Annotated in this window: 8 protein-coding genes; 4 read left to right on the top strand and 4 right to left on the bottom strand. The window is 67.4% G+C overall.

What is annotated here, in order from left to right:
• On the bottom strand, window positions 1–741 hold the full coding sequence (locus QHF85_RS05775; protein WP_281326047.1) for a hypothetical protein: 741 nt from the start codon (window positions 739–741) through the stop codon (window positions 1–3).
• Window positions 738–1,733, bottom strand: coding sequence for a WYL domain-containing protein (locus tag QHF85_RS05770; RefSeq protein WP_281326046.1), 996 nt, complete (start codon window positions 1,731–1,733; stop codon window positions 738–740). The genes QHF85_RS05775 and QHF85_RS05770 overlap by 4 nt, the downstream gene beginning before the upstream one ends.
• A 63-nt stretch (window positions 1,734–1,796) precedes the next feature.
• On the opposite strand from QHF85_RS05770, the gene QHF85_RS05765 reads away from it, so the two are divergent.
• The 4 genes from QHF85_RS05765 (at window position 1,797) to QHF85_RS05750 (ending at window position 6,600) form a co-directional block, all read left to right on the top strand.
• The gene (locus QHF85_RS05765) at window positions 1,797–2,336 is read left to right on the top strand and encodes a dihydrofolate reductase family protein (RefSeq protein WP_281326045.1); all 540 of its coding nucleotides are present in this window, start codon (window positions 1,797–1,799) and stop codon (window positions 2,334–2,336) included.
• Between the two features lie 314 nt (window positions 2,337–2,650).
• The gene (locus QHF85_RS05760) at window positions 2,651–3,820 is read left to right on the top strand and encodes a response regulator (protein ID WP_281326044.1); all 1,170 of its coding nucleotides are present in this window, start codon (window positions 2,651–2,653) and stop codon (window positions 3,818–3,820) included.
• Window positions 3,821–3,841: 21 nt separating this feature from the next.
• Window positions 3,842–4,810 carry a PhnD/SsuA/transferrin family substrate-binding protein gene (locus QHF85_RS05755; RefSeq protein ID WP_281326043.1) on the top strand — a complete coding sequence of 323 codons (969 nt, stop codon included), beginning with the start codon at window positions 3,842–3,844 and terminating at the stop codon, window positions 4,808–4,810.
• Window positions 4,807–6,600: an ATP-binding protein gene (locus QHF85_RS05750; RefSeq protein WP_281326042.1), complete on the top strand. Its 1,794-nt coding sequence runs from the start codon at window positions 4,807–4,809 to the stop codon at window positions 6,598–6,600. The genes QHF85_RS05755 and QHF85_RS05750 overlap by 4 nt, the downstream gene beginning before the upstream one ends.
• Window positions 6,601–6,617: 17 nt before the next feature.
• Here the strand turns inward: QHF85_RS05750 and QHF85_RS05745 are convergent, their stop codons facing one another.
• A complete protein-coding gene (locus QHF85_RS05745; protein WP_281326041.1) occupies window positions 6,618–7,811 on the bottom strand; it encodes a sialidase family protein in 1,194 nt (397 codons plus the stop codon).
• 107 nt (window positions 7,812–7,918) lie between these two features.
• Window positions 7,919–13,654 (bottom strand): ATP-binding sensor histidine kinase, encoded by a 5,736-nt coding sequence (locus QHF85_RS05740; protein WP_281326040.1) that lies wholly within the window; start codon window positions 13,652–13,654, stop codon window positions 7,919–7,921.
• Between the last annotated feature and the right edge of the window lie 63 nt (window positions 13,655–13,717).

Below are 13,717 nucleotides of genomic sequence, written 5' to 3'. Positions count from 1 at the left end.
TCACGGGGGCGCGGGGCCGAGCGCGACGAGGACGTCCACCGCCTCGGCGATCCGACAGCTCCAGGGCTCGTCGAAATACGCGGCGAAGACGGCTTCGAGGATGGATATTTTCGTGGCGTCGAGCAGGAATCGTCGGAGCTTCAGGCCCGCGACCCTTTCGAGCTCATGCGATTGCTCTGCCCAGCGTAGCACCAGATCGGCAAAGTGCAGAAGGCTCGCGTTTCCTTGCATGGGCCACGCGGCGAGCAGCATCGAGACGTCGCCGTGGGCGGTCGCGGCGAATTCGAGCGCATCCCAGACCTCCCAGCACGGCCGTGGAGAACTCTCCGCGCGGATGTCGGGGTGCCACGCGAGGGCGGCCTGAAATGTGGCCATGACGAACTCCGTGATGGCCTTTTGCTCGTCCTCCGGCCAGGTGGACCATCCGGCATATCGGAGCTTGTCGGCGATCTGCGCGGGTTCGAGGCCGGGCTCGGGCGGCCGATCGAGCGAGAGATCGAGGATGCGCGGGAGGAAATGCCGGTAGTCGTCGACGTCTCCCCAGGTGGTCATGGCCTTGAATGCGTAGGACCCGAGGTCGGCGGCCCGGAGCGCCCGGAGCGGTGCGCGATGGAGCGGCGCGTCGTCTTTCTGTCCCACGCAGTGCGGGCAGCCTACGATCCGCGCGCGCAGCGGGTAACGTGCGAAGGTGCGATACAGCGCCTCCAGGGCCCGGATTGCATTGGCATTCGCGTCGGTCATGTCGAGCCCTCACGCGCGTCGTCGCATGACCCCGGACCATTTCGCAGCGCCATCCCCATGCCCACCCGATACAGACGATGGCGCAAGGCCGAAGGCTCCAGCACCTCGATGCCGTCGCCCAGGCCCGCGAGCTGGTCCGTGGCCACGTCCTCACTCTCCAGAAGCAAATTCACCGTCCGAAACCCCTCCGCGTCCGGTGGCCCCGCCTCCTCCAGCATCCGTCGCACGGCGTCGTGCGGGACGACGTCGGGGAGGCGCCTCTGCGCGCGGGACGAGAGGCGAACGCGGCAAGGGTACGTCAAGAGCGACCTGTCGAACGCCGCCGAGGACTCGGCCCACCATGCCGCGAGATCGAAATCATCTGGTCGGACAAACGTTTCCTTCCTCGTCTCGGCGCGGTGGATCCGGCTGACCCGGTAGGTCTTGATCGCCCGCCGATGCCGCGCGATCAGATACCACGTGCCCGCCTTGAGGACGAGCCCGAGCGGGTCCACGCGACGGCGAGCCGCCCTCTCCCCGTGGCGCAGATCGAGCCGACGACCTTCCCAGACGGCCTCGGCAACGGCGGGCAGCGCATCGAGGTTTTCCCGACGCGAAAACCACCCCGGCGCATCGAGCAGAAATCGCTCCCGGATCCGCCCGGCACGACCGCGCAGCTCCGCCGGCAGCGTCGCGTCGACCTTGGCGCGGGCCGTCACCGCGACCGTGGCCAATCCGAGATCCGCGACCGCCTGCGGCGCCCCGGACAAAAACAGCGCGCTCGCCTCCTCGGCGGTCAGGCCATCGAGGTGCGTACGCCAGCCCGGAGCCAACCGGATCCCGCCGCCCGGACCCGACTCGGTCCAGAGCGGAACCCCGGCCGCCAAGAGCGCCGCGATGTCCCGGTAGAGTGTGCGGACCGAGACCGAAAGCTCGTCGGCGAGCTCGGTCGCCGTGGCGTGTCGACGCCGCTGGAGCATGAGAAGGAGCGCGAGAAGCCGGCTGGATCGCACGTCCCCATCATGCCAGAAAAACACTGACAGAAGGTGTCAGGAATCCTCGGGTAGCTTTCGACCATGACACGAACGCAATACTACGTGGCGGCCAGCATCGACGGGTACATCGCCGACGCCGACGGCCGCCTTGGCTGGCTCTTTCAGTTCAACGACGCCGAGGGCGTGGACGCGCACTACAAGGCCTTCATCGCAGGCGTGGGCGCGCTGGCCATGGGCGCCGCGACCTACGAGTTCCTCCTCGCCGAAGGCCTGCAAACGTGGCCATATGCGGGTCTGCCGACCTGGGTGTTCACCCATCGCGCGCTGCCGACCTTCGCGGGCGCGGACATCCGGTTCACCACCGAGGACGTGGGCGCCGTGCACGAGCAGATGGTGCGCGCGGCCGAGGGAAAGCACATATGGCTGATGGGCGGTGGCAACCTCGTCGCGCAGTTCGCGCGGAGAGGGCTGCTCGACGAGATCCTGCTCGCCGTGGCTCCCGTGGTGCTCGGCAGCGGGGCGCCGCTCCTGCCGGCCTCGATTCCGGGCCCGCTCGAGCTCGAGGGCATCACCCGATTCGGCCGTGGGCTCGTCGAATTGCGATACAAGATCCCCCGCTGAGTATCGACGCCGGCACCGTGAAGGCTCGCGGGGCGACGGCGCCGGAACGTCCGCATTGAATTAAGTCGCGCGCAGCAAATGCACGCCTCCTCGATGTCGTCTTCAGGTTGTTCGTGTCCGTATCGACGGCGCACGATTCCAGCGTCTGTCCGATAGACGCGCGCTTGTTTCCATGAGACCTTGGGTTCCAGGCAACCATGGAAGCCAACCTGTCCAAAAATCGACGCATCCTGGTCGTGGACGACAGCGACTCCATTCATCGCGACTTTCAAGACATACTGAAATGTCGTTTGGACACATACGACCTCGACGCCATGGAGGCATCGATCTTCGGGGGTCACACCGCCACGCTCCCCGTGCTGGGTTTCGAGCTCAGCTTCGCCTCGCAGGGCGCCGAGGCGCTGGAGAAGGTGCGGCAAGCCCGCGACGTCGCCGCTCCTTATGCGCTCGCCTTCGTCGATATGCGCATGCCCCCGGGCTGGGACGGGCTGGAGACGCTGACGCACCTCTGGGCCGAGGATCCGACCTTGCAGGCCGTCATTTGCTCGGCTTATTCGGACCATTCCTGGGCCGAGATCACCGCGAAGCTCGGGGTGACCGATCGCTTCTTGATCTTGAAGAAGCCCTTCGATCCGGTGGAGGTCCGCCAGATCGCCTGCGCGCTCACCGAGAAATGGAACCAGGCCGAGCGCTCGGCCCACGCCGAGGCCGATCTCCGGCGCAGCGAAGCAAAGAACCGCGGGATCCTCGAGGCCCTGCCCGACGCGCTGCTCGTCGTGTCGCGGGATGGCGTCTGCCGCGATTTCAAGCCCGCGCGCGGCGCCGCCGCGTCGGTGCTCGCGTTCCGGCCGGGTGAGCCCATTTCCGCGGTGTTCGGGACGGAGCTCGGCGCGCAGATGGCCGAACACGTCGGGCTCGCCATCGACACCGGGCACGCGCAGCTCTTCGAGCTCCGGCGCGAGGAGGAGACCGGCTCCCGCCATTTCGAGGCGCGCGTCGCGGGCATCGACGCCGAGGAATCCCTCGTGCTCCTGCGCGACGTCACCGAGGAGCGGCGACGCGACGAGGCGATGAAGCTGCAGCGCGCGCGGGAGGACGCCATGCGCGCGCAGACCGAGACGCTGCTCTCGATCTCCACGCCGCTCATCCCCATCACCGACGATATCGTGGTGATGCCCCTCGTCGGCGAGCTCGAGCCCTCGCGGATGCAGCAGGCGCAAGAGACGCTCCTGCAGGGCATCGTGGCGCGCGGGGCGCGCGTGGCCATCCTCGACGTGACCGGCGTGCCTCGCGTCACGCCTGAAATTGCCGACGAGATCGTGCGTATCGCGCAGAGCGCGCGCCTGCTCGGCGCGGACGTCATGCTCACGGGAATCCGGCCCGAGGTGGCGCGGACGCTGGTGGCCTTGGGCCAGGGTTTTTCCGGGCTATCGACGCAACGGACGCTGCAAAGCGGCATCGCATTCGCCATGGGGCGCCGCTAGCGCGGGAGGGAGGGGTGGGGAATGGGGGCGGGCCTGAAATCACTGGGGATCTGGGGCTTTCTGGGGGGCCTCGTCGCGGCCACGACGATCGGCGTCCTTTGGGCTGGGCCCAAGGACGAGCGCGTAGCCGACCCCTCCGAGCTCGTGACCGGAGAGACGCCCGCGGCGGCCGCGCGCCCCGTGCGCATGGTGATGAGCGGGGCGTTCGTCTCGGAGTCCGGCATCAATCTCTACGAGAGCATCGCGCATTACGTGGCCCGAAAAAATGGGATCACGATCGAGGTCACGACGGGCCTCGCCTACAGCACCATCAACAGCATGTTCGAGACGGGCGCCGTGCAGCTCGGTTTCATCTGCGGATTGCCCTATACCGTGCTGCGCGACATGCCCACCCCGCGCGTCGAGCTGCTCGCCGGGCCCATCATGAAGTACCCTCGTTACGGGGGGCGGCCCGTGTACTTCGCGGATCTCGTGGTGCGGAGCGGGAGCTCCTATCATTCGCTGGAGGATCTCCGGGGCCGCACCCTCGTCTACAATGACGAGCGATCGCATACGGGGTACAACGCGCCCCGCCACCACCTGATGGAACATGGCTTCGCGAGCGGCTTTTTCGGCAAGATCGTACGCTCCGGCTCGCACGAGGAGTCGATCCGCATGGTGGCCGCGGGCGAGGCGGATGCGAGCTGGGTGGACAGCCTGGTGCTCGATTACGATCGCGAAAAGCACCTCGGACGCGCGGGCGAGATGCGGGTCCTCGAGAGCATCGGTCCCATGACCGTGAGCCCGCTCGTGGTCTCGCCGGATCTGCCGGCGGAGCTCCGCGCCGCGCTCCGACGGACGCTCCTCGGCATGCACCAGGATCCGGACGGAAAGCGCCTGCTCGACGCGGCGCTCATCGAGCGATTCGTGCCCGTCGAGGACGCCCAATACGATGGACACCGATCCATGAAGAACGCCGCCGAAGAGGCGGGGACCGTGGCGATCCGATGAACGCACCGCCGCCACGCGCGGGCACACGCGGCCTCGTCCGGTCCTTCGTGGTGCTCGTCGCGGCGAGCGTGGCCTTGCAGCTCGCCTCGCTGATGGCGGTGCGCGAGATCAGCCTCCGCACCGAGCAACGACGCCTCCTGGCTTCGGCGTCCGACGCCACGCGCGAGCTGCTCGATCGTTATGAGAGCACCACGTACCTCGCCGTCGTGGGGCTCTCCACGTCCGACTGGGACCTTTTGCTCCGGCAACGAAAGCTCGCAAAGCAATTCGAGGGAGAGCTCGCGCAGAACCTCGCGGCGCTCCAGCTCGGGGGAAAGGCGCATATCGGCGGTGCGGAGGTCTCGCTCCTGGCCGAGGACGATCCTGCGACGAAGGAGCGGCTCGCCGCCACGGAGCCCCTCTGGGGCGAGGTGCAGAAGAGCGCCGTGCGCGTGCTCCGCTCGGACCATCAATCGCTCAGGAACAACCCCGATCTCGAGCGATTCCAGGCGGCGACGCAGCGACTCGCGGAGGCACTCGTCACCCTCGACGCGGACATCAGCAAGCGCGCCGGGTCCGATCTGCGCTGGCTCGGGCAGGTACAACGGGCGCTGCCCGTCGGGACCGTGGCCCTGATGCTCCTGCTCGGCGCATTCGTCTTCCGCCGCATCCTCCTGCCCTTCGACGAATCCATGAAGGACCTTGCGCGGAGCGAGGGCGCGCTGCGCGTGGCGCGCGACGAGCTCGAACGGCGGGTGGAGGAGCGTACGGCAGAGCTCTCCGCGGCGAACGGCGAGCTCGTGGGAGAGCGCGAAAAACTCGCTCGCGCGAATCACGAGCTCGAGGCGCAACGCGAGGAGCTCGTCCGGGCCAACGCCGCGCTCGAGCGGCAGGAAGAGGCGCTGCGGCGCTCCAACGAGGAGCTCGAGCGGCGCGTGGAGGAGCGCACGGCGGAGCTGCGGGAGGCGCAGCAACGCTCGCTCGAGCTGGCGCGGCAGGCGGGCATGACGGAGATCGCGTCCAACGTGCTGCACAACGTGGGCAACGTGCTGAACCACGTGAACACGTCGAGCGCGATGCTCTCCGAGCGGCTGCGCGCACTGCGGGTCGAGCCCATCCTCAAGGCGGCGGAGATGCTCGACGCGCAAAAGGCGGACCTGGCCGGGTTTTTCCTGAAAGACGAGCGCGGGCGAAGGCTGCCGGAGTATTTCGGCAAGCTCGGCCAGAACCTCGCCGCCGAGCGGACGGAGCTTCTCTCCCTGGTGGGCGCGCTCGAGGAGCACGTGACGCACATCCGCGCGATCGTCGATTTCCAGCAGAGCTATGCCACGGTGACGAACCTCGATGAGCCGGTGGATCTGACGGCGGTCCTGGAAGACGCGCTCCGCATGGCGATGGCGAGCGGCGGCCGCGGCGGGGTGGTCGTCGATCGGGCGCTTTCGCCGCTGCCGCGGGCGCTCTGTGACAAGCACAAGCTGCTCCAGATCGTCCTGAACCTCCTCGCCAATGCGAAATGGGCGCTCGACGAGCGGGGGGGAGAGGGCAAGCGCCTCTCGGTACGGCTCGCGCGACCGGCAGAGGACCGGGTGCGTATCCAGGTCATCGACAATGGCGTGGGGATCGACTCCGCGTTGCTGACGAAGATCTTTCAGCACGGATTCACGACGCGGAAAGGCGGCCACGGCTTCGGATTGCATTCCTCGGCGCTCGTGGCCCGCGCCATGGGCGGGACCCTCGCCGCGGAGAGCGAGGGCCCGGGTCGCGGGGCGGCGTTCACGCTGGAGTTCCCATTCCGACCCGCGGAGGCGTGAGCTGTCGATAGGTCGTCCTAGCCGCCGTTCTCGACCGTCAGCCCCAGATAGAGCAGCTTCGGATCCGCGGGCGAGGCGACGATGGCCGATACTTCGTCGTAGCTGTTGTGCGTCTTTTCGACCTTGCCGGTCGCGTGGTCGTACCGGAAGAGGTCTGTCCCGTAATCCTGGTACTCCATGCCGAAGACGAAATAGAGCACGGCCGCGTCCGTCGCGTGCGGGACGAGCAGCGTACCATTGATGAGCTGGACGTCCGGCGAGTCGGTGACGACCACGGCGAAGGTCTTTCCGCCGTCCGTCGATCGATAGATGTGGCGGATGTCAGGGCCGATCTCCAGCGCCTCGGCCCAGACGACGTCCCCGTCCACCGGAGACACGACGAGGGAGAACGCATTCGCACCATTCGCGCCGAGGCCCTCGCTCTCGAACCACGTCGCGCCGCCGTCGAACGTGACGGAGCTGCCGCCCACGGACTGGCCCCAGAGCACGTGATCGAGGTTTGCGGGATCGAAGGCGAAACGATAACCGATGACGCTGCCCGTGGCGGGAGGGGTGCCCTGCTTGGACCACGTCTCACCGCCGTCGTGCGATTCGTGCAGGCTGCCGCTCGCGTCGCCGATGCGCAGGTGTTTGCCGTCGGCCGCATCGACGCCGAGGCCGATGATGTTCGGCGCGGGCGTCGAAAAGGCGTGAGGCCCCGTCTCATCGATTCGATAGAACCCGGGCCCGTTCTCGGCCCACGCATACGCGAGCCCTCCCTTCGCGGCCGTGATCCTGTAATTGCTACCCGCCACCGTGCCCACTTCCTTCCAGGTGCAGCCGGCGTCCTCGGAGCGCAAGACCTTGCCCTTGTGCTCGGCGAGCAGCGTGTTCGGCGTATCGAGCGCCGCGAGCCCGTAGGTGTATCCGATTCCCTGGAGCTCTCCCGGGGTGTTTGCGAGGGTTGCACCTTCATCGTGCGTGAAGGTCACGGCGGATGTCCCGCTCACCGATTCGCATGCAGGGAGCACCCAGCCGGGCGTGGAGCCGCCCGTTCCCCCTGTGCCACCTGTGCCACCCGCGCCACCCGCGCCACCCGCGCCGCCCGCGCCGCCTGCGCCGCTCCCACCGGTGCCATCGATTCGAGGAGGGTCGCTGGTTCCGCAGCCGAGCAAGAGCGCGCCTGCCGTGGCAAAAGCGCAGAGAAGAAAAAGGTTCGTCTTTGCAAGCATGGTCATGTCCTCATGGGTGGGGCCGCACTCGCTTCATGCGCGAGCGATATGCAAGCCGCATCCAGCGTGGACCCGTGCAACGGGCATGCCTTCGCTTCTCGCTCGCCCTACGCCTCGCCTCGGCCGGTGGCGATGGGTGGCCCGGCGACAGGCAACTCGACGATGAACGTCGCTCCGGCGGAAGGCTCGCTCTGCACGCGAATCGAGCCGCCATGCGCCTCGGCGAGCTTGCGGCTGAGGTAAAGACCGAGCCCCAGCCCGCCGTAAGACTTGCTTGGCACGGCGCGCACGAAGCGTTCGAAAATGCGGCTCTGCTGCGCGGGGTCGATGCCGATTCCGTGATCCTTCATCGCGAGCCGCGCGATCCCGTTCTCCCGGTCGATGAAGATCTCGATGGGTTTGCCGGCCCCGAATTTGGTCGCGTTCGACAGCAGGTTGACGACGATCTGCTCGATCCGGGCGGGATCCCAGTGGCCCACGACCCGAACGGAGTCGTGGATCGACACCGAGCACCGGGCCTGCGAGAGCTGCAATCTGAATTGCTCGACCACGTCCTGGACGAGGGCCGTGAGATCGACGGCGGCGAGCTCGAGCGGGAGCTGACCCGTGTGGACCCGCGCGATGCTCAGGAGATCATCGTTGAGTCGGCGCAGGCGCGCGCCTTGACGCAAGGCACGCTCGGTCAGCTTGGTCATGACCTGCGGGTCGCTCGAGGGCCCCGACTGGCTGGCTCGGCTCATCGATTGCAATGAGAGCATCAACGACGTGAGCGGCGTGTTGAGCTCGTGCGACGCCATGGACAGGAACTCGTCGCGCGCGCAGATGGCCTCCTGGGTCGCCCGATAGAGCCGCGCATTGTCGATCGCGCTCGCGGCCCGGCGCGCCACTTCCTTCGCCAGCTCGAGGTCGGCGCTTCCATAGCTGCGGCCCGGCGCGCACAAGACGAGGGAGAGCACCCCGAGCGTTTGTCCACGCGAAATGAGCGGCACGGCGAGGATGGATTTGAGCCCGAGCGCTCGAATGATCCTCGCGTGTGTCTCGTCCTCGGTATAGCTCTGGAGGCGTTCGTCGGAAAGCTCGGACAGCAGGATCGGCTCCCCCGTGGCGAGGGCCCTGGCGGCCGGGTGGGACGAATCCTTGCGGGGCGGATATCGCCGCTGAAGCTCGTCGAGCAGCGGCGTTTTCGCAGGGTCTCTGTGCACCACGGCGATGCGCCGGAGCTCGTCCCCCTCCACGGTGTCGATCACGCACCAGTCGGCCAAGGATCGCACGCACAATCGACCCAGGCGTTCGAGCGTATCCTCGTAATCGAGCGACTCCGAGAGCAGCTCCCCGGCCTCGGCTACGAACGCCGAGCGTCGCTCCGCCTCCTCGGCCGCGGCCCGCGCTGCCTGCTCGTCGGACAGGAGCCGCGCATTTTGCAGGGAGATGGCAGCCTGGACCGCGAGGAGCGAGAGCGCGACGAGCCGATCGGGCGTGAACGCTCCGATGAGCAGGTTGTTCTCGAGATAGAGCAGCCCGACCACGTTGGCCTGCCTCAGAATGGGCATGCACAGGACCGACTTGGGCCGCTCGCGGCCGATGTACGGGTCCGCGGCGAACTTGCTCGCCGTCGCGTCGTCGAGCAGCACTCGCTCCTTCGTCCGCTGCGCGTATCTCACGATCATGGCCGGGACGAGGGGGGACGACGTCATCGGCAGCGACGGCAAAAGCCTCGTCACCGTCCCACTCTCCTCGAGGCGCGCTTCTGCTTCGATCGAGAGGTCGCCATTTCGCAGGAGGAGCAGATACGTCTTCTGGGCGCCGCCCTCTTCGAGGACGACACGGAGGAGGGTGCGGGCGAGCTCGTCGAGGAGGATCTCGCCCGAAATGGTCTGCGAGGCTTTGACGACGGAGAGCAGATCGAGCTGCTCGGTGCGCAGCGCGAACGTGGCCGTGGGCGTGAGAGGCCTATGCTCCTGGACGTGCGGGTGCTGCTCGTCGATCTGCCTCACCTTGCCATCGGCGCCCCAGCGCGCGTAGCAGGCGCGGGCGTCGCGGAGGTACGTGTCGGCCACCTGCTCGAACCCTCGCGCCCGGTAAAACCGCGACGCGAGCTCGTTGGCGATCCCTTCGTTATGAACGAAGCCGTTTTCCCGCGCGGAGCGGATGGCCTGCTCGTAGAGGCGCATGGCGTCGAGGTCACGCCCCTCCACGCGCGCGACCTCGGCCGAGACCAGGGCGTATCGATTGAGATAATTCTCGGGGCAGTTCTCCGCCCAGAGCGCGAGCTTCTGCATGACGCCCCGGATGCGCTGCGCGAGCGCCCCCCGCTCGCCGGCGGGAGCGTCCGGGAGGAGCTGCACCATCGTGAGCGCGTGAAAGAAATGGTGCGTGGCCTCGATCGGCATGGCCATCGCGGCGCCGAGGTTCGCCGCCGCTCGTGCCGCGAACGACAGCGCCTCGGCGTGACGTCCATGGATGAATGCCGTGATCTGCTTCATGATGTCGTGAAAGACGATGCCGCAGCCGAACGTCGCGCGGGTGATGGCCGCGAGGCACGCGGCTTCGTGGAACGTGGCGTCGTCGAAGCTCGTCGGCCCCTGCGTCGCGCCCTTCAAGCAAGCCACGAACTGCCGCTCGAGCCGGATGGTCTCGTAGACCGGCACGTTATGGCTCTGCCTGGCGAACGCGGCATATTTTCTCGATATCTCGAGCACCTCGTCGAGCGGATCGCCCTTCTCCACGGCCTGCCAGACGGTCTCGAAGGCGAGGAAGCCGGCATAAACGAGATCTCCGACCTCCAGGCACGCCTGGAAGGCCCGCTCCAGGATGGGGATGCCGGTGACGAAGGGCCTCCGCCAGAAGTTGATGTGGTCGCCGTGGAGGTGAAGGAGCGTCCCCTTCAGCCGGGGGTCGTGAAACTTCTCGTTCAGCCGCAGCGACATCTCGGAGAACGCATAGCCCAGCGGGATGTCGCCGAATTCGGACACCAGCATCATGCCATAAACGGTGTAAGCGAAGCACGACTCCTGGGTATTGCCGTACCGCAGGGACGAGCTCACCGCCTTGAGGGCGAGCAGGGGGAAGAGCTTCGGCCGCCCGATGTATGCGCAAGGCGCCGCTTCGACGAGCAAGCGAATGATCGTGCGCCCGTCGGGATCGGTGGCCACGGCCGCGTCGAAGATGTCGGCGACGCGGCGGCCACGCAGGTGGCACCGGATCACCTCGACCTCGGCCTCCGTCGCCGCTTTCAGCGACTCATCCGAATCGGGGAACGTCACGTCGAAGAGGAGCAGCGCCTCCAGCGCGACCGTCACCCCGTCGTCGTACCTCCCGGAAACCTGGTAGAGCCGCATGCGCAGCCCGATCGCCGCGGCGCGGTCGAGATTGGAGCGAGCGTGCGCGAGGATCAGGTTGAACAGCTCGTCCGCCGATTCGAAGTTGCCGACGAGATACTCGCACTCGGATCGCTCCAGATAGAGCTCGAGCGTCTCGTCGTAGGACGCGCTCCAGGCGTCCTTCGGCAGGAGCGCCGTCGCCTGGGCCAGGTAATTTCGTGCCGACGCATGGGCGACCGTCGCCTTCGCCCTCATGGCCGCCTGGAAGTTGAGCCGCCGGAGCGAAGCCTTCTCGCGCGGGTCGGTGATGAGCTCCACCCCGCGGTTCAGCTGGCTCACGATATCGAAGATCTGCTCCCCGATGGCCCCCTCGGGCATGTTGGCCAGGAAGAGCCGGCCGATCCGCAAATGCACCTCCGCACGGTGCTCCAGCGAGACGAGCGAATAGGCCGCTTCCTGGATGCGGTCGTGAACGAAACGGTAGGAATCGCCCAGGCGGAGGACGAGCCCGACGCGGACGGCCTCCCAGAGCGCCGCGTGCACCTCGTCCTCCGCGTCGCCGCGAATCATCGCGAGCGTGGCGGCGTCCGCGCGGTTGCCGAGGCACGAGACGCTGGTCAAGGCGTCCTGGGTATTCGCGGGGAGCCGCTTCAGCTTGTCGACCATGAGGTCGATCACGTTGTCGGTGAAGCTCTTCTCGCGGATCCTGGCCACGTCCCACCGAAAGGCGACGGCGTCCTCGTCGAATTCGATCAGGCGCTCCTCGTACAGCGCGGCGAGGAACTGGATCACGAAGAACGGATTGCCGGCCGTCTTCTCGTGCACCAGCTCCGCGAGCGGCTTCGCCTCCTCCACCGAGCAGCGGAGGGTGTCGCTGATGAACGCCGCAAGCTGCCCCTTCGAGAGCGGGCCGAGCACGATGTCGGAGACACGCACGCCCGACTTCCGCACCTCGTTCGTCACGAGGATCAGCGGATGGGTGGGGGGCACCTCGCTATTGCGATAGGCGCCGACGACGAGGAGGCTGTGCATCTCGGGATCCGTCAGGAGGTCCTGGAGGAGCGCGAGGCTCGCCGAGTCGGCCCATTGCATGTCGTCGACGAAGAGCACGAGCGGGTGCTCTCTCTGCGCGAAGACGCCGATGAACTGCCGGAATACGATGTGAAACCGGTTCCGCGCCTCGCCCGGCGGCAGCGCGGGGACCTGGGATTGCTCCCCGAGGACGAGCTCGACCTGCGGGATCACGTCCACGATGAGCTTCCCATTGACCCCGAGGGCTGCCGCGAGCCGCTGCTTCCACGCCCCGATCCGCTCCTCGCTCTCGGCCAGGATCTCGCGCACGAGCTCCTGAAAGGCCTGGACGATCGTCGAATAGGGGATATCGCTCTTGATCAGGTCGAACTTGCCCGAAACGAAGAAGGCCCGCTCCCGGACGACAGGCTCGTGGAGCTTGTGGACGAGCGCGGATTTCCCGGTCCCCGGCTCCCCGGCGACGAGCGCGAGCTCCGGCGTCCCCGTGGCCACGACGCGCTCGAAGGCGTCGCACAAGACGGCGACCTCCGCCTCCCTCCCATGAAGCTTCTGCGAGATCTGGAGGCGGTCCGGAACGTCCAGCGCGCCCGGGGCGAACGGCTCGATATGCCCGACCGCGAGCCATTGCGCGAGGCACATCTCCAGGTCGTGAAGCACGCCGCGCGCGCTCTGATATCGGTCGCAGGCCATCTTGGCCAGCAAATGCATCACGATGCGCGCGACGGCCTCGGGCACCGCGGGGACGACCTCGGAGGGTTTCGGGGCGACGCGCGCCAGGTGAAAATGAATCCACTCGAGTGGATCTTGCGCCTCGAAGGGGACCCTGCCCGTGAGCATTTCGTAGAACGTGACGCCGAGCGAGTAGAGATCGGTGCGAGAGTCGACCGCCCGGTTCATTCGCCCTGTCTGCTCCGGCGACATGTACGGCAGCGAGCCCTCGATTTGCTCCGGGCTCTGCGGCGACGTGTGCTCGCGGGGGAGGCGGGACGCGATCCCGAAATCCGTGAGCTTCGCCTCGCCCGTCGCGGGATTGACGATGATGTTCTGGGGCTTGATGTCCTTGTGGACGACGCCGTGCCGGTGAATGTCCGCGACCGCGGTCGTGATGCGAATCGCGAGCCGGAGAAAGCGCTCCGTCTCCATGGGCGACCCGAGCAAGCGGTCGAGGGGCGTGCCCGCGGTATCCTCCAGAACGAGCGCCGGCTGCCCGTGATACGTGTCGAGGGCGAGCGGCCTGATGACGGTGGGGAGGTTCAACGCCTCGCCCAGCGCTTGCTCGTGTTTCAATCGTTCGATGTCCTGCGGCCGGCTGCGCTTCGGATCGAGCGCCTTCAAGATCACCGGGCGCCCATCGCGCTCTCGGATGGCGCGGAGCACGACGGTCCCCCGACCCTCGAAAAGGGTCTCGATGATCGTGTACGGGGAGGGGCTCTGCATGTCCATGGAAAGCGGGCGGACGGCGGTGGCGCTGAGCGCGGCGGAGGGTTGCATGGAATTGGAAGCACAAGTCGCACCAGACCCTCCGGAGGCACCTCGCGGCGCCGCGGTGACGAT

This window comes from Polyangium sp. 6x1, assembly GCF_029946515.1.
Lineage (GTDB): Bacteria > Myxococcota_A > Polyangia > Polyangiales > Polyangiaceae > Polyangium.
This window is presented reverse-complemented; position numbering and strand designations above follow the sequence as displayed.

What these genes read in the sequence shown, in the direction of transcription:
- QHF85_RS05775 (WP_281326047.1), bottom strand. Translation starts at nt 741, where the DNA reads ATGACCGACGCGAATGCCAATGCAATCCGGGCCCTGGAGGCGCTGTAT.
- QHF85_RS05765 (WP_281326045.1), top strand. Translation starts at nt 1,797, where the DNA reads ATGACACGAACGCAATACTACGTGGCGGCCAGCATCGACGGGTACATC.
- QHF85_RS05760 (WP_281326044.1), top strand. Translation starts at nt 2,651, where the DNA reads ATGGAGGCATCGATCTTCGGGGGTCACACCGCCACGCTCCCCGTGCTG.
- QHF85_RS05755 (WP_281326043.1), top strand. Translation starts at nt 3,842, where the DNA reads ATGGGGGCGGGCCTGAAATCACTGGGGATCTGGGGCTTTCTGGGGGGC.
- QHF85_RS05750 (WP_281326042.1), top strand. Translation starts at nt 4,807, where the DNA reads ATGAACGCACCGCCGCCACGCGCGGGCACACGCGGCCTCGTCCGGTCC.
- QHF85_RS05745 (WP_281326041.1), bottom strand. Translation starts at nt 7,811, where the DNA reads ATGCTTGCAAAGACGAACCTTTTTCTTCTCTGCGCTTTTGCCACGGCA.
- QHF85_RS05740 (WP_281326040.1), bottom strand. Translation starts at nt 13,654, where the DNA reads ATGCAACCCTCCGCCGCGCTCAGCGCCACCGCCGTCCGCCCGCTTTCC.